The sequence below is a fragment of the Neobacillus pocheonensis genome, assembly GCF_050477905.1.
GTDB classification, from domain to species: domain Bacteria; phylum Bacillota; class Bacilli; order Bacillales; family Cytobacillaceae; genus Neobacillus; species Neobacillus pocheonensis_A.
Map to the genome: position 1 here is coordinate 34,567 of NZ_JBCNAD010000035.1, position 21,050 is coordinate 55,616.

The 21,050-nt window shown below is 38.7% G+C and carries 22 protein-coding genes and 2 other annotated features; of the genes, 2 read left to right on the forward strand and 20 right to left on the reverse strand.

The features are described 5' to 3' along the window. Window positions 1–24: 24 nt before the first annotated feature. Window positions 25–231, forward strand: coding sequence for a small acid-soluble spore protein SspI (sspI, locus tag ABES02_RS19695; RefSeq protein WP_430138680.1), 207 nt, complete (start codon window positions 25–27; stop codon window positions 229–231). 207 nt (window positions 232–438) lie between these two features. On the opposite strand, the gene ABES02_RS19700 is transcribed toward sspI, so the two are convergent. From ABES02_RS19700 to ABES02_RS19795, 20 genes are all read right to left on the reverse strand, one after another. Continuing rightward, window positions 439–1,524, reverse strand: a complete 1,086-nt coding sequence (locus ABES02_RS19700) for a M42 family metallopeptidase (RefSeq protein WP_430138682.1) — start codon at window positions 1,522–1,524, stop codon at window positions 439–441. A 73-nt stretch (window positions 1,525–1,597) separates the two neighbouring features. After that, window positions 1,598–2,089, reverse strand: coding sequence for a dUTP diphosphatase (locus ABES02_RS19705; RefSeq protein ID WP_430138685.1), 492 nt, complete (start codon window positions 2,087–2,089; stop codon window positions 1,598–1,600). After that, entirely contained in the window at window positions 2,089–2,358 is a 270-nt protein-coding gene (locus tag ABES02_RS19710; protein WP_430138688.1) for a DUF1294 domain-containing protein, read from the reverse strand. The genes ABES02_RS19705 and ABES02_RS19710 overlap by 1 nt, the downstream gene beginning before the upstream one ends. A 63-nt stretch (window positions 2,359–2,421) precedes the next feature. Next, complete coding sequence (gene rplT / locus ABES02_RS19715) at window positions 2,422–2,781, reverse strand: 50S ribosomal protein L20 (protein WP_430138691.1); 360 nt, start codon at window positions 2,779–2,781, stop codon at window positions 2,422–2,424. A 37-nt stretch (window positions 2,782–2,818) separates the two neighbouring features. After that, entirely contained in the window at window positions 2,819–3,019 is a 201-nt protein-coding gene (gene rpmI / locus ABES02_RS19720) for a 50S ribosomal protein L35 (protein WP_430138694.1), read from the reverse strand. A gap of 16 nt (window positions 3,020–3,035) precedes the next feature. After that, window positions 3,036–3,539, reverse strand: a complete 504-nt coding sequence (infC, locus tag ABES02_RS19725; protein WP_308084118.1) for a translation initiation factor IF-3 — start codon at window positions 3,537–3,539, stop codon at window positions 3,036–3,038. 146 nt (window positions 3,540–3,685) lie between these two features. Beyond that, window positions 3,686–3,820, reverse strand: a sequence feature (ribosomal protein L20 leader region). Between the two features lie 162 nt (window positions 3,821–3,982). Continuing rightward, the gene (gene thrS, locus ABES02_RS19730) at window positions 3,983–5,917 is read right to left on the reverse strand and encodes a threonine--tRNA ligase (RefSeq protein WP_430138697.1); all 1,935 of its coding nucleotides are present in this window, start codon (window positions 5,915–5,917) and stop codon (window positions 3,983–3,985) included. Between the two features lie 257 nt (window positions 5,918–6,174). Continuing rightward, window positions 6,175–6,423 (reverse strand) — a binding site (T-box leader). An 89-nt stretch (window positions 6,424–6,512) separates the two neighbouring features. Further along, window positions 6,513–7,391, reverse strand: a complete 879-nt coding sequence (locus ABES02_RS19735; protein ID WP_430138699.1) for a putative sporulation protein YtxC — start codon at window positions 7,389–7,391, stop codon at window positions 6,513–6,515. Window positions 7,392–7,516: 125 nt separating this feature from the next. After that, entirely contained in the window at window positions 7,517–8,443 is a 927-nt protein-coding gene (gene dnaI, locus ABES02_RS19740) for a primosomal protein DnaI (RefSeq protein WP_430138702.1), read from the reverse strand. 13 nt (window positions 8,444–8,456) lie between these two features. Continuing rightward, window positions 8,457–9,857 (reverse strand): replication initiation and membrane attachment family protein, encoded by a 1,401-nt coding sequence (locus ABES02_RS19745; RefSeq protein ID WP_430138705.1) that lies wholly within the window; start codon window positions 9,855–9,857, stop codon window positions 8,457–8,459. Window positions 9,858–9,901: 44 nt separating this feature from the next. Further along, complete coding sequence (gene nrdR, locus ABES02_RS19750; RefSeq protein WP_430138709.1) at window positions 9,902–10,363, reverse strand: transcriptional regulator NrdR; 462 nt, start codon at window positions 10,361–10,363, stop codon at window positions 9,902–9,904. 91 nt (window positions 10,364–10,454) lie between these two features. Next, window positions 10,455–10,835, reverse strand: coding sequence for a hypothetical protein (locus ABES02_RS19755; RefSeq protein ID WP_430138712.1), 381 nt, complete (start codon window positions 10,833–10,835; stop codon window positions 10,455–10,457). A 113-nt stretch (window positions 10,836–10,948) separates the two neighbouring features. Next, a complete protein-coding gene (gene speD / locus ABES02_RS19760) occupies window positions 10,949–11,323 on the reverse strand; it encodes an adenosylmethionine decarboxylase (RefSeq protein ID WP_430138714.1) in 375 nt (124 codons plus the stop codon). A 280-nt stretch (window positions 11,324–11,603) separates the two neighbouring features. Next, window positions 11,604–12,635, reverse strand: a complete 1,032-nt coding sequence (locus ABES02_RS19765; RefSeq protein WP_430138717.1) for a glyceraldehyde-3-phosphate dehydrogenase — start codon at window positions 12,633–12,635, stop codon at window positions 11,604–11,606. Window positions 12,636–12,831: 196 nt separating this feature from the next. Continuing rightward, a complete protein-coding gene (coaE, locus tag ABES02_RS19770) occupies window positions 12,832–13,437 on the reverse strand; it encodes a dephospho-CoA kinase (RefSeq protein ID WP_430138719.1) in 606 nt (201 codons plus the stop codon). 21 nt (window positions 13,438–13,458) lie between these two features. After that, window positions 13,459–14,094 (reverse strand): sporulation membrane protein YtaF, encoded by a 636-nt coding sequence (gene ytaF / locus ABES02_RS19775; protein ID WP_430138722.1) that lies wholly within the window; start codon window positions 14,092–14,094, stop codon window positions 13,459–13,461. A 91-nt stretch (window positions 14,095–14,185) separates the two neighbouring features. After that, complete coding sequence (mutM, locus tag ABES02_RS19780) at window positions 14,186–15,013, reverse strand: DNA-formamidopyrimidine glycosylase (protein WP_430138725.1); 828 nt, start codon at window positions 15,011–15,013, stop codon at window positions 14,186–14,188. 18 nt (window positions 15,014–15,031) lie between these two features. Then, window positions 15,032–17,668, reverse strand: a complete 2,637-nt coding sequence (gene polA, locus ABES02_RS19785; RefSeq protein ID WP_430138727.1) for a DNA polymerase I — start codon at window positions 17,666–17,668, stop codon at window positions 15,032–15,034. 16 nt (window positions 17,669–17,684) lie between these two features. Further along, window positions 17,685–19,094: a two-component system histidine kinase PnpS gene (gene pnpS, locus ABES02_RS19790; protein ID WP_430138730.1), complete on the reverse strand. Its 1,410-nt coding sequence runs from the start codon at window positions 19,092–19,094 to the stop codon at window positions 17,685–17,687. Further along, window positions 19,091–19,807, reverse strand: a complete 717-nt coding sequence (locus ABES02_RS19795; protein ID WP_430138733.1) for a response regulator — start codon at window positions 19,805–19,807, stop codon at window positions 19,091–19,093. The genes pnpS and ABES02_RS19795 overlap by 4 nt, the downstream gene beginning before the upstream one ends. A 238-nt stretch (window positions 19,808–20,045) precedes the next feature. Here ABES02_RS19795 and ABES02_RS19800 point away from each other — a divergent pair, with 238 nt between their 5' ends. Beyond that, a complete protein-coding gene (locus ABES02_RS19800) occupies window positions 20,046–20,801 on the forward strand; it encodes a nuclease-related domain-containing protein (protein WP_430138737.1) in 756 nt (251 codons plus the stop codon). Window positions 20,802–21,050: the final 249 nt, after the last annotated feature.

The window sequence follows — 21,050 nt, forward strand, 5'->3', positions numbered from 1 at the left end:
TAGGTTAATAAAGGAGTGTTGTTTATGAATTTAAATTTGCGAAATGCCATTATTCACAATGTTTCCGGAAATTCACAAGATCAGTTAGAAGATACAATCGTTGATGCCATTCAAAATGGTGAAGAAAAAATGCTTCCTGGTCTTGGTGTATTGTTCGAAGTCATTTGGAAAAATTCATCTGAAGAAGAGAAAAAAGAGATGCTTGCAACCCTGGAAAGCGGGTTAAAGTAATAATTTTTTTACAAAGCTGTCGATCGAGTCCGGTTGACGGCTATTTTTATGGGAAAATTTGATTTATCTGCGGAAAAATACAGTTTATCTGTGAAAATCCGTGATTTATCTGCGATAATTACCAATTTATCTGCGAAACTACAGCATTTATCTGCGAAACAAATAAAATCCCCGGCTAAACCTCAGCCGGGGATCTCACATTTAATATTATTCAAACGTAATCTTATCAACAGTTTCACGATCTAAACGCTTAATCACTTCAACAATCAACTTAACGGCATTTTCATAGTCATCACGGTGAAGCATTGCCGCGTGAGTATGGATATATCGAGTCGCGATCGTAATCGCCAACGCCGGAACACCATTATGTGTAATATGAATTGGACCTGCATCGGTTCCACCGCCAGGGATGGCATCAAATTGATATGGGATGTTCAGTTCATCGGCAAGGTCTGTGATAAAGTCACGCAAGCCTTTATGGGAAACAAGGGTTGCATCATATAAAATAATTTGCGGACCTTTGCCCATTTTGCTCATGGCTTCTTTTTCAGTAATTCCTGGCGTATCGCCAGCAATACCGACATCCACCGCGAAACCGATATCCGGCTCAATTTGAGATGCTGAAGTGCGCGCACCACGAGTACCCACTTCCTCTTGAATCGTTCCTACTCCATACACTTCGTTTGGATGGTCAACACCCTTAAGCTGCTTCAAGACATCAATCGCAATCGCACAGCCGATTCGGTTATCCCAAGCTTTTGCTAAAAGCATTTTTTCATTGTTCATTACGGTAAACTCAAAATATGGAACGACCATATCACCAGGACGTACGCCCCACTCCATCACTTCTTCACGGCTTGAGGCACCAATATCGATAAACATGTCTTTGATTTCAACTGGCTTCTTGCGGGCTTCCGGTGATAAAATATGTGGAGGTTTTGAGCCAATAACCCCTGTCACATCACCTTTTCTCGTAACAATTGTCACGCGCTGTGCAAGCATAACCTGTCCCCACCAGCCGCCGACGGTTTGAAATCGAAGGAAGCCTTTATCATCAATTTGAGTAATCATAAAACCGACTTCGTCAAGGTGACCAGCTACCATGATTCGCGGCCCGCCCTCTTTACCTACTTTTTTCGCAATTAAACTGCCGAGACCATCCGTTGTGACTTCATCGGCATAAGGAGCTATGTATTTTTTCATGACTTCGCGTACTGCACGCTCATTGCCGGGAATACCATTGGCATCAGTTAATTCTTTTAACATCGACAATGTTTCATCTAATTTTGCCATTTGTTTCGACCCCCTTTTATGTATGTACAGCATTCATTATACCGAATCCACTAGTAAATTAACAAATTTTCAGCTAATAGTTATTTTGCTGTCTTTGATAATTTACTTCATTTTTATGAAAATATGCCTGCTCCATTTCTTCATAGCTGATTCCAAGCAATGAAGCCAATTTCAGGTATGCTTCAAATAGTGTTTTATAATCTTCAAAGCTCTTGCTGGTTTGAAAAAGACTTATTCCTTCATAGACCTTCAAAAATTGATCTGTAGGACTCAACGATGATGGCTTCATAGACAAATTTAAATCCTTCTGGTCAAATCCACATTCAATTCCCAGTGATAAAATAAAATGAATACCGTCGACAAACTCCTCAAGGATGACGTCCTTTGGCGAGGAAGGTTTCACACTCCAAAACTTAAAACATCTCGTTTCATTCGCCAATTCTCCGATTTCTACGAGTAAGGCAAGAACTTTCCTGCTAAATAAATTTTCTTTTTGCAACTGATGGTTTTCTTGAATATGGGTATCCAAAGCTTTTTGCATTTGAAACAGTTTTTCAAGTTTCATTACGAAATCACTCCTAGGACTTTTATAAGCAGAACTATTTCTAGTATTGCAAGAATGGGAAAACCAAGTTTAAACGATAAATGCTTCGTTTTATGACGATAAAACTGCATTCCTGCTGTCGTACCAACCGCTCCTCCAAACAGTGCCACTAGCCATAACGTCCTCTCGCGGATTCTGTACTCATGCTTTTTAGCACGCCTCTTATCTTCCCACATGATCACAAGACCAGCGATATTTATGATTAAATAGGCTGCTATCAAAATTGCCATTCAGCAATTTCCCCCCTTTATAGAAAAAGCCATCCTCATCAAAGAGAATGGCATTTATAAAAATTACTTATTAAAAGATTGTTTTGCAACGTTTGCTAATTCAGCAAATGCGTTTGCATCGCTAACTGCTAATTCAGCAAGCATTTTGCGGTTTACTTCAATACCAGCAAGCTTTAAGCCATGCATTAAACGGCTGTAAGAAAGACCGTTCATACGAGCTGCTGCGTTGATACGAGTAATCCAAAGTTTGCGGAAGTCGCGCTTCTTTTGACGACGATCGCGGAATGCATACATTAATGATTTCATAACCTGTTGGTTAGCAACTTTATATAATGTATGTTTTGAACCGAAATAACCTTTAGCTAATTTAAGAACTCTTTTACGACGTTTGCGAGTAACAGTACCGCCTTTTACACGTGGCATGTAATTTCCCTCCTAGATATATCAATCAATCGATATTTTACTTCATGTTAGTTAATAATTGACGAATGCGTTTGAAATCACCTTTAGAAACAAGTGATGCTTTGCGAAGCTTACGCTTTGCTTTTGTAGATTTGTTAGCGAATAAGTGGCTTGTATAAGCGTGGTCACGCTTTAATTGTCCAGATCCAGTCTTTTTGAAACGCTTTGCAGCGCCGCGGTGAGTTTTCATTTTTGGCATTGGGATATCCTCCTTATTACTTATCTGCTTTAGGTGCTAAAACCAAGAACATGCTTCGGCCATCCATTTTTGGATGTGACTCAATAGTCGCTACTTCCTTGCATGCTTCTGAGAAACGGTCTAAAACGCGTTGACCAATTTCTTTATGTGTAATCGCCCGGCCCTTGAAACGGATTGAAGCTTTTACCTTGTCGCCTTTTTCCAAGAACTTAATAGCATTGCGAAGCTTTGTATTAAAGTCATGCTCATCAATCGTTGGGCTTAGACGAACTTCTTTAGTAGTGATGATTTTTTGATTCTTTCGAGCTTCTTTTTCTTTCTTTTGATTCTCGAATTTAAATTTGCCATAGTCCATAATTCGGGCTACTGGAGGCTTTGCATTTGGTGCAACAAGTACCAAATCAAGATTTACTCTTCCAGCAATTTCAAGCGCCTCGTTTTTGGATTTAATTCCTAATTGCTCGCCATTTTGATCAATTAAGCGAACTTCACGAGCGCGAATACCCTCATTTAACAACATGTCTTTGCTAATAGTTAGCCACCTCCAAGGTTTTATCAAGAATACTTTCATCAGGTTTAAGAAGACTAGAAAGGCTCACCGTTCAAACCATGATTTGTGACACCGTGTAGAATCGACAGGATCAAGCAGTGCTTTTCATTAAGTACACAAATAAAAAAGTGCGGATGAACACACCCACACTTTACGAGACATAAGTAATAAACAAAAAAGTTCACGTAAAACCTGTCAACAGCTTTAACAGCGTCAAATCAGGTGAGAAGCGGGTGCTTCTTCTTTTCCCAAAAACAAGTATTCAATTTTTACCTTAGTAACTATAACATAAGCAAAGTACTCATGTCAAACAAACTATTTTCATGACAACGAAATTTATTTTAGCAAGAAACCAAAAATTATTCAATAGTTTTTTTTCAAAAGAAAAAGAGAGGAGAGCCTCTCTTCATCATTTATCCTCTTTTTACTTCAGCATTAAGTGAAGCAAGAAACTCTGCAAATGGCTTTGTTTCTGAGTTTTGCTCACCATATTTACGGACGTTAACAGCTCCGTCCTCGACTTCTTTGTCACCAACAACCAGCATATATGGTATTTTTTGCATTTGGGCTTCACGGATTTTGTAGCCGATTTTTTCGTCGCGGCCATCCAATTCAACGCGGAATCCTTCAGCCTGCAGCTGCTCCTGAACCTTGCGAGCATAGTCATAGTGTGCGCCTGGTGAAACAGGAATCACTTGTACCTGTACTGGTGCGAGCCAAGTTGGGAATGCTCCCTTGTATTCTTCAATCAAGAAGGCTACAAAACGTTCCATTGTTGAGACGACACCGCGGTGGATAACAACTGGGCGGTGCTGTTTGCCATCTTCGCCGACATAGTTTAAATCGAATCGTTCAGGAAGCAAGAAATCTAATTGAACTGTAGATAAAGTTTCGTCTTTACCCAACGCAGTCTTAACTTGAACATCTAGCTTAGGTCCGTAGAAGGCTGCTTCTCCTTCTGCCTCGTAATAATCAAGACCTAAGTCATCCATCGCTTCCTTCAGCATACCTTGTGCTTTTTCCCACATAGCATCATCATCAAAATACTTTTCAGTATCTTGCGGGTCACGGTAGGAAAGGCGGAAGGAATAATCATTGAGATTAAAGTCTTTATAAACATCCAAAACCAGGTTCACAACCCGCTTGAATTCATCTTTAATTTGGTCTGGACGAACAAAAATGTGAGCATCATTTAATGTCATCCCGCGAACACGCTGCAATCCTGATAAGGCGCCGGACATTTCATAGCGATGCATTGTACCAAGTTCAGCTACTCGAATCGGAAGTTCACGATAGCTGTGAATGCTGTTCTTATAAACCATCATATGATGCGGGCAGTTCATTGGACGAAGAACTAATTGCTCGTTATCCATGTCCATTACCGGGAACATGTCTTCTTGGTAATGATCCCAGTGACCAGAAGTTTTATAAAGATTAACACTTCCCATTACCGGAGTATAGACATGGTCATAACCTAAACGTACTTCTTTATCAACTATATAGCGCTCAACGATGCGGCGAATAGTTGCACCTTTCGGAAGCCATAACGGTAAACCCTGCCCAACTAATTGAGAATTAGTGAAAAGATTTAATTCTTTCCCGATTTTACGGTGGTCACGCTCCTTTGCCTCTTCTAACAGGCGAAGGTGCTCAGCCAAATCTTCTTTCTTAAAAAAGGCAGTTCCATACACACGCTGCAGCATTTTATTGTTGCTGTCGCCGCGCCAGTAAGCTCCTGCAATACTCAGTAGTTTGAACTCTTTTATTTTTCCAGTGGATGGGACATGGACACCACGGCAAAGGTCTAAAAATTCTCCTTGCTGATAAATTGTAACAGTCTCTTCATCCGGTATGGCTTCAATTAATTCAAGCTTATAGGGATCATCCATTTCTTTAAAAATCTGAACGGCTTCAGTACGGCTTACTTCCTTGCGGACAATTTCAATATTTTCGTTGACGATTTTTGCCATTTCTTTTTCAATCTTTGGAAGGTCTTCAGGTGTTAAGGATTCCTCAAGATCCATGTCATAATAGAATCCACCTTCAATAACCGGACCGACACCGAGATTAACATTTGGGAATAGTCTATTTACAGCCTGTGCCATTAAGTGTGCAGTACTATGACGCAACACCTCTAAAGCATCTTTGTGTTCTGGTGTAACAATTTCTATTGAACCATCCTCAAGGATTGGGCGGCGAAGATCATACATTTGTCCGTTCCATTTACCCGCAATTGCCTTTTTCTTAAGACCTGGGCTGATGGATGCGGCAATATCTTCCGTTGTTGTTCCTTTTGGGAACTCCTTTACTGCCCCATCAGGAAACGAAATCTTCACAACGTCTGACATAACAATTCCTCCATTCATTTTGAGCGCCAGATTTGGTCGCTTTTAAAAATAAGGCTGTGTTAAATAGGTTGTTGATTTCCGCTCCGGGCACTCGCTTTCCGCGGGGAGGTCCTGGAGCCTCCTCGGCGCTTTGCGCCTGTGGGGTCTCCAGTGACCTCTCTACCCCGCAGGAGTCGAGTGCCCTCCACTCCAATCAACAAGGTGCAAAATCAACACTGTCCTTTAACACAGCCAAAAATAAAAAAACCCGTCCCTGGAAAAGGGACGAGTTTTGATTAACACGTGGTTCCACCCAATTTTTCATAATAAACATGCACATTATTATGACTTTAGGATTGGGTAACGGTTTTGGCCGTCAGCGATTACTTCCTTTAACAAAAATAAAGGGTTCACTGCTGAAGTTTAAAGGTGGTAAGTATTTATTCCGTGTTGGGAGACTTTCAGCCAGCGGACTCCCTCTCTAGTAAACCGTAAAGAAATACTATTATCCTTATCATTACTTTTACTGTGATAATTTACTATGTAGGTTATTATAATGATTTATTTTTGAAAAATCAAGGTACATAAAACTAAATATTGACAAAATTTTATTTCTCTATGCATGATGTTCTGAAGAATTTGTATCTATGGCACGATTCTTTGTTTCACGGAGGACTTCATATGAATGAATGGATACTCTTTCTTCAAAAATATTTTTGATGGTTCTGACTAAAGGTTCATCCGCATTTTTTGTATAAATAAAAATAGATGTTGGCGCAATGGATAAAAGCGGTGCTATTGAAGCAGAATCCACATAAACAGGATGATTAACCAGTAATTTTCGGTCAATCATTCTCGTTAATTCGCCCCGTTTCATTTCCACCAATTGCTCATTGTAAAAAGTGATTTCGTCATCAAACAAGATGTGAAGAATCTCCATTTTCGGTTCACGGTTTGCCAAAAACCCTCTAAGCATATGCACAAACATTTGATATTCCTGCTCCATTTTATACTCATCTATCGCAATTTCCACATAGGTTTCAAGCAACTGGAGATAAGAACGCAAGCGGAATTTTAACAATGAATCAATTGAAAACGAAACATTGTCTTGAAAAATATGGTCAATCGCAGCCCTGATATTAGGCTCCTCAACTGTTTCCTTCAATAAGCCTTTTATTTCCTCTCGCTGCCCTTCAAGAACGGAATAAATAATCTCCAATATTTGTTGCTGTTCTTCCTGATCCTCATAAAAATAATGATCCTTTAAAATATCACAAAACCAATCATCCCGCTTAATAATGGTTATAAATTCAAAAAATGCACTTTTTACTTTGGAAAAAAAATCATCGCTAAAAAAGCCATTTAAGATTTTTACTATATGACGATCTTCAAAAAGAAGAATATTTTCACTATCTAATTTATTATTTAAACACTTCAGTAAGTGGTTATAAAACTTCATTGCATCCATCTTACTTTGGAAGATGATTTCTACCAACCAAATCCCCCCTTTAACCAAATGTCTGTTTTAATATATATGGGGGACTTGGCCAAAATAGAAGTTAGCAGTTGGATAAAAAAAGGACTGCCCGCATCTTTCTAGGCAATCCATTTTATAAATTATTATCGTCGGTTCGGTCCGTCAACGAGAACCGGCTCGCTTAAAGAACGAATCCGTTCCATAATCCGCCGCGCTTTCATTTTCTCTTCTTCTCCGCGTTGACTGTATGTCAAATGATGCTCGAGCCCCGCAAAATCAAAGTTCGAAGTAAAAAATGTCGGCAGGCTTTCAAGCATTCGAAACTGGAGAATCGGCCCTAATACTTCATCTCTTGTCCAGCTTGAAACGGCTTCAGCACCAATATCATCAAGCATTAAGATTGGTTCTTTTTTTAGTGCTTCGATTTTTTCGTTTAAGGTGGAATCGGCAATAGAGCTTTTCATTTCCCGGAGCAGCTCTGGAACATAAACAATCATGGAGGAAATTTGCTTTTTAGCAAGTTCGTTGGCAACAGCTCCTAACAAATAAGATTTTCCAACGCCAAATTTTCCGTAAAAATATAATCCTTTTTGTTTTTTACCCTTTTCATAATTCATTAAAAAGGTAGCCGCTTTATCGACCGCATCCAGTCTGCCTGAATCACCTTCAAAGTCCTCGAAGGATGCTTGCAAAATATCTCGAGGCACATAAAGGCTTTTAATGAGCTGTTCATTTTTCCTCTTGTCATCGGCGATTACTTTTCTCGGACATCTTTTATAAACAACATCTATAGAGCCTCGGTTAATCACTAATTCCGGGTGATACCCCTGCATCATATTGACACAGCCATCAAGGCTTGGACATTTATTACATCCTATACTTTGCTTCGTGTATTCAAATAATTTAATAAGGCCTTTATTAATCATATCATGCGTCACTTCATCCTGATGCTCCATTAAAAAAGCCCTCACATCCGGATTTTGGAGAACCTCCTGCCGCTGTGCTTCAAACCGTTTTTGAAAGTTTTCATTCGAAGCGAGTCTCTGCAGTGTTTTATTAATTCTCTCCATAGTCTGTCACCCCCTATTTTCGAAAAGCCTTTAATTTTTCCTCGATGGCACGCTTTTTCGCTTCGTTATCAGAGCTGTTATCCTGTGAACTATCTTTAGCGGGATTATTAGAGCTTTCATCAAACCAGTCGGGAATTAATTCTGTCCGAATCGGCTTTTTATTTGCTCCTTTGCCGCTTGATTTTTTACTATCCGTCCAGCCAATATACGTGCGATGCTCTTTCTTGGCTAATTCCATTGCGTCTTTGACCGTCTTTATTTGTTTCCTTGCCCAGTGGCCTGCAATTTTTTCCACATAACCCTTTGTCAGCTTCATATCCGTTTTCAGCATCACAAATTGAACAAGGACATTAATCACGCCTGGAAGAAGCTTTTGTTTAAACATCACTTCCTCAATAATTTGTAAATCTGATTTTGAAGGCTCTCCCCCTCCGGAGAGGTCCTTTAAAACCTGTAAAGGTGAAGTCGTTTCAAGATAACGGATTAGTTTTTCTTCTTGAGTCTTGGGCTCCGTTACTTGAACTTGCTGAACAGCCGGCTGAGTCCGTTCAATTAGGTTAGGGAGCTGATCATGATTCACATATTGATACCAATCACGGGCACCTTTTCGTAATTCTTCAATATCGATTTCATTTGATTCATTTAGTGCGCTAAAAATAATGTTTTTCATTTGCAGAGGATCAATCATATATAAGAATGCCAAATTGCTAATCACTTCTTTTACCTTCTGGGTTAACGCTTTCCTTGGAACAAGCGATTCATTTAGTCCAGCCAACAGCATTTCAAAATCAAATGTATCACCATTGACTTGAATCCCACTTGGCTCATAACGGCCAATAAATTGTTTATTATCTTCAACATCCAGTTCGGCAGAATGGTCCTGTAAATATTGCATACTTCCAGGCAGGGAGGAGGCAAACACTTCCTGGAAAGCTTTCGTCACTTCCAAATACTCTTTCTCGTCCGGCTTCTTATGATCAGAAAAAAACCGCTTCAGGCGAGCATAATGGTTTTTTCCAATTTTTCGATAAAGATAAATATTTAACATCCCATCTAAAAAGAACTGTTCGGGATTTAAAGGCGGATGAAGCTCATAAATAAATGACCGTTCACCTTCATCCATTTGCATATATGTTTTTAATAAACCAATACCCTCCAGCTTTAATCGAGCTTCATAAATTTCTTTTAAATTCATGCCTGTCAAATTCATTAATAGGTGATGGGTGGAGGATTCCGACCAAAGTCTATTTTCCTCTAACTCCGCCCAAAGTGTCATATATACACTAAAACAGGCCGAACCAATCAAAGGCTGATATAAAAACGTCAGCACTTTTCTGTCATAATCATGCAAGAGCCCATTCGCTCCTACAATATAACGGTCGATAGGAAGAATTTCCTGCCAATGCTGCGCCATACCATTCAACTCTCCTTTAATTTAAAAAGAGAGCTACTGCTCCCTCAAGATTTCTCTTTATTAATCAGTTCCTTTAATTCCTGAATAAACACATTTATATCTTTAAATTGACGATATACAGAAGCAAAGCGGACATAGGCAACTTCGTCGACATGCGCCAATCTGTCCATGACCATTTCGCCAATCTCTTCACTTTTAATTTCTGAAATACCCTGGCTACGAAGTGCTTTTTCCACTCCATGCGTAATATCCTCTAATTCCTTAAGGGCAACAGGGCGCTTCTCACAGGCTTTTATAAGTCCACGCAGAATTTTATCGCGGCTAAATTCTTCCCTTGTACCTTCCTTCTTCACGACAATTAAAGGAATCTCTTCGATTTTCTCAAAGGTAGTAAAGCGATATCCGCATTCTTCACACTCGCGTCTTCTTCTTGTCGCCCGACCCTCATCAACAGGGCGAGAATCGAGCACACGAGTACCATAATTTTGACATGAAGGGCATTTCATTTGCTAATCAACTCCAACTCTCCACAATAAATCCGTACAATATTCATACTATTATCTTATAAAAAAGAATACCTTTTCACAAGTAGAAGTATTAGGAGTTTTTAATACTTGTATGTAATTGATTCATTCGCTCGTAATAAGAGTTGATTCGTTTTTTCAAGCTTGGATAGCTACCAAACAGTGAGAATTTCTCGGTGGAAATATTAAAATCAATCGCTGTTTGCATTGGCTTTACAGTCACAATAGTCGCTATAAGGAAGCACGAAAAGGGTTTACTGATTTCAACTGCAATCTCCCCATGTTCTTTCGAAACAGTCATAATCCGGCAATCAGCGTCTTCTCGAAACATTTTTTCGACTGAATCAAATAATTGATTAAGCGTAGCCTTATAATAATGTGTTTTCAGTGAAGCATCTGTGTTTCTTTCAGATGTTTCAATTTCTCTTTTAAACCGAGTAAATAAATTAGCCATAAAAACCCCCTGCAATTATACACATTTTATTATAGTGTACAACATTACAGTAAAAATATAAAAAGAGGTGTATTGAAATATACACCTCTTACGCTGTTTATTTTTATTAGGATTTAAAGAACTCGTGCTTGTTTTACTTGAACAGGACCCATTCCGCGTGGAATTTCAATATTCTCACGTGTTTCGGCATTTAACGCTTCAGCAATATAATCAGCCGCAATATTCGGGTTTAAATCACCGCAAGTATATACATCAATGCTGGCATATCCGTGTTCAGGGAAGCTGTGGATGGTTAGGTGTGATTCAGAAATAATAACAACACCGCTAACACCTTGCGGAGCGAATTTATGAAAAGCTACTTCGCGAATTTCCGCACCTGACTTAAGAGCTGCTTCTACAAAAGTTTGTTCAATAAAGTCCATGTCATTCAATTTTTCAAAGTCGCATCCCCATAATTCAGAGATTACGTGACGTCCCATTGTTTCCATATTCATTTTCCCCCTCTAACCTTTTTCAGATCCTCTCTTGAAATCCTTTAATGACGGTACTGAGTAACTACCACGGGGGAAAGTTAGTCCAGAGAGGTCCTAACCCTTTAAGTAATTATTCGCTACCTAATTTCAAGAAGTTCACGATGACTAGTATACTTTGTTTATATTTTTTTTGCAACCTATCAAAATAAATTTTTTACAAGTATCAAATTATTCCATGTAATGATATTCAAAAGAGAATAAAAAGCAACAAAAAAGCTGTCAATCGACAGCTTTTTTATCCAACCTTGACCTTCGATAGATTCGCAATTTCATCTGCAACAAATAATGTGAGGTCAACGACGCGCGAAGAGTAGCCCCATTCATTATCATACCAAGCTAGTACCTTTACTTTTCTTGTTCCCATCACCATGGTTGAGAGACCATCTATAATGGCAGAATGCTCATTTGTGTTAAAATCAACCGATACCAATGGCTCCATTGTGATGTCTAAAATTCCTTTTAACGGACCGTCAGTCGCTTCCATAAACGCATCATTAATATCGTCAACGGTCACGTCTTGATTTAAATCGACAACTAAATCCACAAGGGAAACGTTTGGTGTTGGTACTCGGAGTGCCATACCATGTAATTTACCCTTTAACTGCGGCAACACAAGCGATAAAGCCTTGGCAGCCCCAGTTGTAGTTGGAATGATAGATTGTCCACAAGCACGCGCTCTTCGTAAATCTTTATGTGGATTATCGATATTTTTCTGGTCATTAGTATAAGCATGGATGGTTGTCATTAATCCGCTTTCAATCCCAAACTTTTCGTCTAATACCTTTGCAACAGGTGCAAGGCAGTTTGTTGTACAAGATGCATTTGAAATAATATCATGTTTGGTAATATCGAGCATTTCATCATTAACGCCCATTACGATTGTTATATCTTCATCTTTACCAGGTGCAGTTAATATCACCTTTTTGGCTCCTGCTTCTAAATGCAGAGCAGCTTTTTCTCTTGAATTGAATTTCCCTGTGGCTTCAATCACAATATCAATTCCAAGCTCTTTCCAAGGCAGTTCCTCAGGATTACGACTACTTAACAGTTTAATTCTTTTGCCATTAACAACTAATTCATTATCTAAAGGGATAACATCGCCCTGAAATTGTCCATGTGTTGTATCATATTTAAGTAAATGTGCTAACGTTTCTGCAGGATAGCTCGCATTAATCGCTACTATATCAAATTTTTTTTCAAGGATCGCTTTTCTAAAAACCATCCTTCCAATTCTTCCAAACCCATTTATTGCAATTCTCGCCTTCATTGTACGGCCCCTTCCGTATTAATGTTATACTTATAAGTCCCTTTGATGTAATTAGTATAACATATTTAAACTTAATTGTGCTGAATAAACTGCGGAATTTTAAATGTTTTATTTTTCAGACAATTAAATAAGCGGAAGTTCTCGTTTAGCAACGTATGGCTGCAATGAAAAAGAGAAGGGGGACTCCCTTCTCCTGCTATTTTTGGTCGATGCCCCATCGAGCTAAAATCTCGACTAGTTGTGCTTTTGTCTCAGCGATTGAGCCATTATTGTCAATGACAGCGTCGGCTAATTTCACTTTGTCAATAAGCGGCATTTGCGATTGAATTCTTGCTTCTGCATCTTCTGATGATAGGTTATTTCTCTCGATTAACCGATGCAATTGTGTTGCACGATCTACATACACAAGGATAGTTTTTTCCACCATGAAGGTTAGTTTACTTTCAAAAAGGAGCGGAATATCGAGCACCACTACTTGTTCCTGACGGTTTTGGGCTGTTTCGATTTGTTCGCTCATTCTTTTTCTTACCTCTGGATGAACAATTTGATTTAGCATTTGTCTTTTTTCGGTTTGGTGAAAAATAATCGAACCTAATTTTTGTCTATCGATTTCTTCATCCTCTAGCAGAATGCCCTGACCGAACTCTTCGATAATTTTAAAGTAAGCTGATTCACCCTTCATGACCGCTAGGCGGGCCTCTACATCTGCATCGACCACTGTTATATCCATTTCTTTAAACATATTTGATACGGTGCTTTTTCCACTGGCAATTCCGCCTGTTAAACCGATAATTAGTGTCATGCCTGTTTCCTTTCCCAATTTTTATAATTTCCATATTCCAATGATAATTAAGAGGATACCTGGTAAAAAGGTGAACTTTTGGATCCAATCAAATTTATGAAAAAAGGTTCCACTTTTTATACCCAAAAGAACAAAGAGTGAACTCATAATCGCCACAGTAAAGGCTAAGATAAATGGGGAGAATCCCAACATGGCTGCCCCGATCCCTGCCCCGAATGAGTCAAGCGACAAAGCAAAGCCTAACATAAACGCTTCAATCCCCGTTATCGTTCCGGATTGGTCAAAGTCAGCTGACATTGGTTTTTTCAATATATTAATAGCCAAACCAAGAGAGCGAATTTCAAAATTGACAATTGTCTTTTCATGCTCAAGGATTTCTTTTTCTTTCTCCGGCCGGAAATACTGATAAAGCACCCCAGCTCCAAGAGCAATCAGAATCACTCCTCCCAGGCCTGCCGTGATACTTGGCGATAAAACCCTTGCAAGGCCATGTCCGATGGTGATCGCTAATAGTAAGGAAGCAAATGAGCATGTTGCAATAATGAGAATTGACTTGAGCGGCATTACCATTTTCCTCAATCCATAGGTAAACCCTACACTAAAGCTGTCAAGGCTTAAGGCAAATGCCAGTATAAGAAGTGAGAACAACTGAACCATGATGTCTAGGACTCCTTCCTCCAAAATCACTAAGATAGTATATGGCAGGAGCCCATCCAATGTTATTCAATTATTCTCCGCTCTTATAAACTTATAGTCTCTGGCAATTAGGGCAATAGTGGGTGCCCCTGCCCCCAACTGTTGTTTTCTCTAGGGGGGTTCCGCATCTTTTACATTCTTCTCCCTTTCGTCCATAGGCATATAATTCAAGCTGAAACATGCCAATTTCACCTTGTGAGTTTACATATGAACGAATCGTGCTACCGCCTTTTTTAACAGCCTCGCTTAACGTTGCCACGATTTCACGATGAAGAATGGATATTTCATTTTCATTAAGACTGCTTGCAAGTCGTTCCGGATGTATCCCAGACCGAAAAAGCGCCTCATCGACATAGATATTTCCAAGGCCAACAAAAACCTTTTGATCTAAAAGGGTCGGTTTTACTTTTCGATTGGTTTTTCGCAGCTTCTCTGCTAAATACTCTTTGGTAAAGTCCTCAGAAAAAGGTTCCGGACCAAGCTCTAGGAGCGGAGGCTTGAGGAATTCTTCCCCTTTTTTATAAAGATGCATGGTTCCAAATTTACGAACATCTCGATACCTTAATTCTGTTTCATCTGTAAAATGAAAAATCACATGTGTATGCTTATCAAACGGTTCGTCTTTTGGGAATAGACCGTATTTACCTTCCATCCGCAAATGAGAGACCATGGCAAAGTGGTCTGTATAAAGTATTAAAAATTTCCCTCTTCTGCCGACATCCAAGATCGTCTCACCCTTTAAAGCATCAATAAATTGCTCCACCTCGACAGGGTTTTTGATGATTTTGGGCCAGTAGACAGTGATATTCTCAATTGTTTTCTTAACTACAAGTTTTTTTAATGTTTTTCTGACTGTTTCTACTTCTGGAAGCTCTGGCAAAACAAGGGGCCCCCTTTTTTATTTAGCGTCAAACCAGGTCGGGCCATAAGCGTAATCTACTTTTAATGGCACTTTTAATTCGAGCGCATTTTCCATTACTAACGGAACTAAGTTTTTCAAAATTTCCACTTCCTCTTCTGGCGCCTCAAAAATCAATTCATCGTGCACCTGAAGCAGAAGTCGGGTATTTAAGCCTTTATCCTTTAAGGCTTCGGCCATATCAATCATTGCTTTTTTTATAATATCAGCGGCCGTTCCCTGGATTGGTGTATTCATCGCTGTTCTTTCAGCAAAGCTTCTGAGATTAAAATTACGTGCCGTAATTTCTGGAAGATACCTTCTTCGATGCAATAAGGTAGTTACATAACCTTTTTGTCTGGCCGAATGGATGATGTCGTCCATATATTCTTTCACACCTGGATATGTTTCAAGGTATCGCTCTATGAATTCGCCCGCTTCTTTCCTTGTAATCCCTAAAGATTGTGATAGACCATAATCGCTAATTCCATAAACAATTCCAAAGTTTACTGCCTTGGCCTGACGTCTCATGTTGGAGGTTACATCGTCTTTGCCGACGTGGAAGACCTCCATCGCAGTTTTTGTATGAATATCATGGTCTTCTTTAAAGGCTTGAATCAACTTTTCATCACCAGCAATGTCAGCAAGGACGCGGAGCTCAATCTGCGAATAGTCGGCCGCAAAAATAACCCAGCCTGGTTCTGATGGGACAAAGGCTTGTCGAATCTTTCGGCCTTCCTCCAGACGAATCGGAATGTTTTGCAGATTGGGGTCAATCGAGCTTAGACGACCTGTTGCGGTTAAGGTTTGCTGATATCTTGTATGAACCTTGTCTGTTTTTGGATTGATAAATTTGAGCAACCCCTCAATATAGGTGGATTGAAGCTTACTTAATTGTCTGTAAAGAAGAATATGCTCAATAATTTCATGGTCACCCGCTAATTTTTCTAAAACATCAGCCGAAGTGGAATGCCCCGTTTTCGTTTTCTTATAGGAATAGAGACCTAATTTTTCAAATAAAATTACACCTAACTGTTTTGGCGAATTGATATTAAATTTTTCACCAGCTAATTCACATATCTTTTCTTCAATCTCAATTAGCCGTTCAATCAGGTCCTTGCCCATCAGTTCAAGGCGTTCCCGCTCTACCTTAATACCGCACGATTCCATATCTGCTAAAATAAGTGATAATGGCATTTCAAGCTCTGTGAACAATTCATATTGTTCATTACTTCTTAATTCATCTTCCAATCTTGCTTTTAAGTCTGACATTGCCAAGCTTTTGCGAACGAGATGTTCAGCAAGCTTAGTGTCTTCAGGAACCTTCCGTTTTACCCCTCTTCCATAAAACGATTCATCTGATTGAATATTATGGAGGTCGTATCTTTTCGCTATGGCTGCGAGATCTTCAATATTATCCGAAGGATTTATGAGATAAGAAGCCATTAAAATATCAAAATCTGCACCTTTTAAATGAATATCATGTCTCCTTAAGGAAACCTCAGAACGTTTAACATCATAAACCGTCTTTTTCTTACCTTCATCTTCAGCCCATTTTTTAAAGACTTCGGAATTTAATGCTTGCTCAGTTGGCAAATAGAAATGGCCCTTCTCATTCACAATCGAAAAACCAATAATATCGGCATAGTGATAATTATCATCAAGCATTTCAACGTAAAAATAATTATCGTCTGCAAAAATCTCTTCAGTTATTCCCTGAACGATCTTATATTCAACATCCTCGAGTTCCTGTACCTCAGTGGCGGATGAATCTTCTCCAAGCTTGTCTAACAAAGAATGAAAGCCTAATTCTTTAAATAAAGGGACTAGTTTTTCGCGAATAAACCCTTCGTAATGGATGGTTTCAATGTCAACTTCCACAGGCGCCTGCCTTTCAATTGTTGCAAGCTCTTTACTCATTAACGCCTGGTCCTTGAATTCCTCGAGTTTCTCCTTTAACTTGTTTCCGCTAACCTGGCCTATGGAGTTTAAAAGGTTTTCGAGTGTGGAAAACTCTTTAAGAAGCTTAATCGCTGTCTTTTCCCCTACCCCAGGAACTCCAGGAATATTATCGGAAGTATCGCCCATTAAGCCCTTCATATCAATAATTTGCTCTGGAGTCAGTCCGTATTTTTCCGCAACGTGCTGCGGAGTGTATTCTTCAATATCTGTGATCCCTTTTCTTGTAATTCCAACTGTCGTATGGGCCGAGGAAAGCTGTGTTAAATCCTTGTCACCTGAAATAACCTTTACTTCGTAGCCTTCCTTTTCAGCAGTAAGAGAGAGTGTTCCAATTATATCGTCTGCTTCATAATTTTCTAGTTCATATCTGGAAATACCGTAGGCATCGAGAAGTTCACGAATAAACGGAAATTGCTCCGATAATTCCGGAGGTGTTTTTTGCCTGCCGCCTTTATACTCCACAAAAGTTTTATGACGAAAGGTAGTTTTACCGGCATCAAAGGCGACAAGCATATGTGTCGGCTTTTCATCCTCTAGAATTTTCATCAGCATCATCGTAAAACCGTATACCGCATTGGTATGGATTCCCTTGTCATTATTAAGAAGTGGGAGTGCAAAAAAGGCACGGTAGGCGATACTATTGCCGTCAATTAGCACCAGCTTTTTCTTTTCCAAACTAGTTCACCTTCTATTATTTTTTTAGTTCAATGATAAATTCGCTTCCTTCACCAAGCTCACTGCGGACACTGATTTGACCATGATGAGCTTCGATTAGATGTTTTACGATGGCAAGGCCCAGTCCGGTTCCGCCTGAATTTCGGCTTCTGGCTCGATCGACGCGGTAAAAGCGCTCAAAAATACGAGGAATTTCTTCTTTTTTTATTCCTACACCTGAGTCTTTCACATGAACTCGAACATTTTTCCCATGATCAAGCAGGACAACTTTTACTTCCCCTTCAGGAGGCGTGTATGTAATGGCATTGGCAATTAAATTGATAAATACCTGTTTCAGCCGATCTACATCTCCTTTTACTAACACATGCTGCTGCTTACTGTAAAGTTCTAAGCGAATATTCTTGGCCTGTGCTTTCCCATTAAGGAGAGTAATCACTTCTTCTAGTAATGTATGTAAATTTAGCTCTTGAATGGCTAATTGAAACCCTTGCTGCTCCATTTTTGAAAGGTCTAACAAGTCTTGTATCAGTGTTTGCAGCCTGTCGCTTTCTTTTAAAATGATGGAAAGAAAAGCTTCTAATGTTTCTTTATTATGCATCGCGCCATCTAGTAATGTCTCAGAAAATCCCTTAATAGATGTGACAGGGGTCTTTAACTCATGTGAAACATTTGCTACAAAATCCTTCCGCACTTGCTCAAGTTTTTTCAGTTCTGTTATATCGTGAAAAACGAGCAATACCCCTTTCCAAACATTATTTGTCCCTATAATTGGTACTCCATAAACCACGAAATATTTTCTTTCAATAAATAATGGAATTAAAATTTGTTTATTGACCTTTTTTTCAGTCCGAAATACTTCAGCAATTAGATCACTAATTTCCGGCTGCTCTATTACTTCATAATAAAGTTTATATAGGTAATCAGTAGGGCTAACTTGAAAGATATCAATAAACCCTTTATTAATTAGACTTATGTACCCACGACTATCGATGAAAACTAATCCAGCACCCATATTTTCAATCAATACTTTCAAACGGTCCTGTTGCATTTCTTGAGTTTTTACAAGCTCTTGAAGGTTTTGGGCAAGCCTGTTTATGGCTGAACCTAGCATACCGGTCTCATCGAGTTTGTCAACCTTTGTCCGAGCCCGGTAGTTTCCTTTTGTCAACTCAATCGCGACATTCGTCGCTTCGACGATCGGTTTTGTATATCTAGAGGTAATTCTTAGTCCAAGAAGGATGATGATAATTAAAACGATCCCAAGTCCAATCGAGGTGCTCCACAAGATGACTATTTTTAAGTGATCATTTAGTGATTCTAAAAAATAGCTTTTAAATAACTGACCCAGTAATAATCCTATACCCACTAATACGAAAATGATTAACGTGATTAAGGCGATGATCAGCTTTGTCCGAAATTTGGTCATTCTCCTTTTGGCTCCTCTAATTTATAGCCAAGACCCCGGATTGTTTTAATATAGGCTGGCTTTTTTGTGTCTTCCTCAATTTTTTCACGTAAATGTGAGATGTGGACATCCACAATTCTAGTATCGCCAGCAAAGTCATAATTCCAAACAGCACTGAGTAATTGATCTCTCGTCAGCACACGCCCCTTATTTTGTGCCAGAAAAAGAAGCAATTCAAATTCTTTAAGGGTTAATTCGATAAGATTTTCATTATAATAGGCTTCATATTTTTCTGGATATATCGTTAATTTTCCAATCAGTATTAGCGATTCATCATTGCCAGTCTCTTCGGAAGTTTCTGCTTGGGCCTGTGTTCTTCTCAGGATAGCTTTTACCCTTGCAATTACTTCTCTTGGGCTGAATGGTTTGACCATATAATCATCTGCGCCCAGTTCAAGTCCTAATATTTTTTCAAACTCATCTTCTTTGGCTGTCAGCATTAATATTGGGATCTGGATTTTTTCCTGACGGAGCTGCTTACATACTTCCATTCCATCCAGCTTTGGAAGCATTAAATCCAAAATAATGATATCAGGTGACTCTGTTTCAGCTAAACGTTTTCCTTCTTCTCCATCCATGGCTGTAATGACTTCGAATCCTGACTGTTCCAAATTATACTGAAGCAAGGTAACAATTGACTGTTCATCATCGACAACAAGTATTTTATTTTTCATAATATCCTCCGCCTATACAAGTTACCTTCATTATAATAATAAATAATGCTGATTATCTAGTTTTATGGGTTGATATAAAAAAGTGCTGTCTCAACCAATAAACCCTAAAACCATAGGACTTTACAAAGTGTGGTTAATTGCAGAGGGCTATCTTTACAAAAACTTAACAAAATAGCCATGAATATAAAGTGCCAAAGTTGTATTATTTTGTAAAATTAATATTGAAAGGATGTGAAATATGGTTTTTAAACCTCGTTTTGAATCAAAAGAACTAAAAATCTTAAGAATTTTAAACAACAGAATGGCATTAACTGAGGATGAGAAAAAGCATTATCATAACCTAAAGAAAGGATTTGAAGGAGAAGTTCAATTTGATTTCCTGACCGAGCAACTTAAAAGTAATTGTTACATTTTAAAAGACTTGCTTTTAAAGGTTAACAGCAATAGTTTTCAAAATCATACTGTAATTATTTACCAAGATATACTTAATCTTTTCGAGGTAAAGAAGTTTGAAAACGAACTGATTTACAAAACAGATAAATTGGAATCACTTTCTGGAAAGGAATATCAGAATCCTTTGTATCAGCTGAGAAAAAATACTTTATACCTCCGTCAATTACTCCAAGATTTGGGATTTAATTTACCCATTAAGGGTTATGTTGTTTTTATTAACCCAGAATTCACTTTATATCAATCACCCCCAAATGAGCCGATTATATTTCCAACTCAGTTAAAAAAGTTCATGAAAAAATTAAATTCTCGCCCGTCAAAATTAACTAACAAGCATAAGATTCTTGCAGAGAAGTTAGTTTCATTGCACAATGATGTTCACCATATATGGTTCTGCCTAAGTATAAATTTGAGAATTTGCGTAAAGGACCAACTTGTGGGACTTGTAACTCATTCGCTCTTTCTTTATGTGATAAAAAATTTGTTTGTGATGATTGTGGGTCCGTGGAGTGGATCGACGCTGTTGTTTTGCGAAGTGTGTTAGAAATTAATCTTTTGTTTCCTGAAATAAAAATCTCAACTAATTGTGTTTATGAGTGGCGTGGTGGGATTGTTTGTAAGAAAAAAATAAATAGGGTATTGACCAAGATGTATAAGCGTGTTGGACAAGGTAAGTATTCCTATTATGTTACTAATTAATTTTTCTTTAGTTAGGTGAGAACTTGGCTTATGAATCACTTATGAGGACAGTTTTGGCTTTTGTTGAACGAAGTTTGTCCTCATGAACAACTCA

What these genes read in the sequence shown, in the direction of transcription:
- sspI (WP_430138680.1), top strand. Translation starts at nt 25, where the DNA reads ATGAATTTAAATTTGCGAAATGCCATTATTCACAATGTTTCCGGAAAT.
- ABES02_RS19700 (WP_430138682.1), bottom strand. Translation starts at nt 1,524, where the DNA reads ATGGCAAAATTAGATGAAACATTGTCGATGTTAAAAGAATTAACTGAT.
- ABES02_RS19705 (WP_430138685.1), bottom strand. Translation starts at nt 2,089, where the DNA reads ATGAAACTTGAAAAACTGTTTCAAATGCAAAAAGCTTTGGATACCCAT.
- ABES02_RS19710 (WP_430138688.1), bottom strand. Translation starts at nt 2,358, where the DNA reads ATGGCAATTTTGATAGCAGCCTATTTAATCATAAATATCGCTGGTCTT.
- rplT (WP_430138691.1), bottom strand. Translation starts at nt 2,781, where the DNA reads ATGCCACGTGTAAAAGGCGGTACTGTTACTCGCAAACGTCGTAAAAGA.
- rpmI (WP_430138694.1), bottom strand. Translation starts at nt 3,019, where the DNA reads ATGCCAAAAATGAAAACTCACCGCGGCGCTGCAAAGCGTTTCAAAAAG.
- infC (WP_308084118.1), bottom strand. Translation starts at nt 3,539, where the DNA reads ATGTTGTTAAATGAGGGTATTCGCGCTCGTGAAGTTCGCTTAATTGAT.
- thrS (WP_430138697.1), bottom strand. Translation starts at nt 5,917, where the DNA reads ATGTCAGACGTTGTGAAGATTTCGTTTCCTGATGGGGCAGTAAAGGAG.
- dnaI (WP_430138702.1), bottom strand. Translation starts at nt 8,443, where the DNA reads ATGGAGAGAATTAATAAAACACTGCAGAGACTCGCTTCGAATGAAAAC.
- ABES02_RS19745 (WP_430138705.1), bottom strand. Translation starts at nt 9,857, where the DNA reads ATGGCGCAGCATTGGCAGGAAATTCTTCCTATCGACCGTTATATTGTA.
- nrdR (WP_430138709.1), bottom strand. Translation starts at nt 10,363, where the DNA reads ATGAAATGCCCTTCATGTCAAAATTATGGTACTCGTGTGCTCGATTCT.
- ABES02_RS19755 (WP_430138712.1), bottom strand. Translation starts at nt 10,835, where the DNA reads ATGGCTAATTTATTTACTCGGTTTAAAAGAGAAATTGAAACATCTGAA.
- speD (WP_430138714.1), bottom strand. Translation starts at nt 11,323, where the DNA reads ATGGAAACAATGGGACGTCACGTAATCTCTGAATTATGGGGATGCGAC.
- ABES02_RS19765 (WP_430138717.1), bottom strand. Translation starts at nt 12,635, where the DNA reads ATGAAGGCGAGAATTGCAATAAATGGGTTTGGAAGAATTGGAAGGATG.
- coaE (WP_430138719.1), bottom strand. Translation starts at nt 13,437, where the DNA reads ATGACACTAATTATCGGTTTAACAGGCGGAATTGCCAGTGGAAAAAGC.
- ytaF (WP_430138722.1), bottom strand. Translation starts at nt 14,094, where the DNA reads ATGGTTCAGTTGTTCTCACTTCTTATACTGGCATTTGCCTTAAGCCTT.
- pnpS (WP_430138730.1), bottom strand. Translation starts at nt 19,094, where the DNA reads ATGACCAAATTTCGGACAAAGCTGATCATCGCCTTAATCACGTTAATC.
- ABES02_RS19795 (WP_430138733.1), bottom strand. Translation starts at nt 19,807, where the DNA reads ATGAAAAATAAAATACTTGTTGTCGATGATGAACAGTCAATTGTTACC.
- ABES02_RS19800 (WP_430138737.1), top strand. Translation starts at nt 20,046, where the DNA reads ATGGTTTTTAAACCTCGTTTTGAATCAAAAGAACTAAAAATCTTAAGA.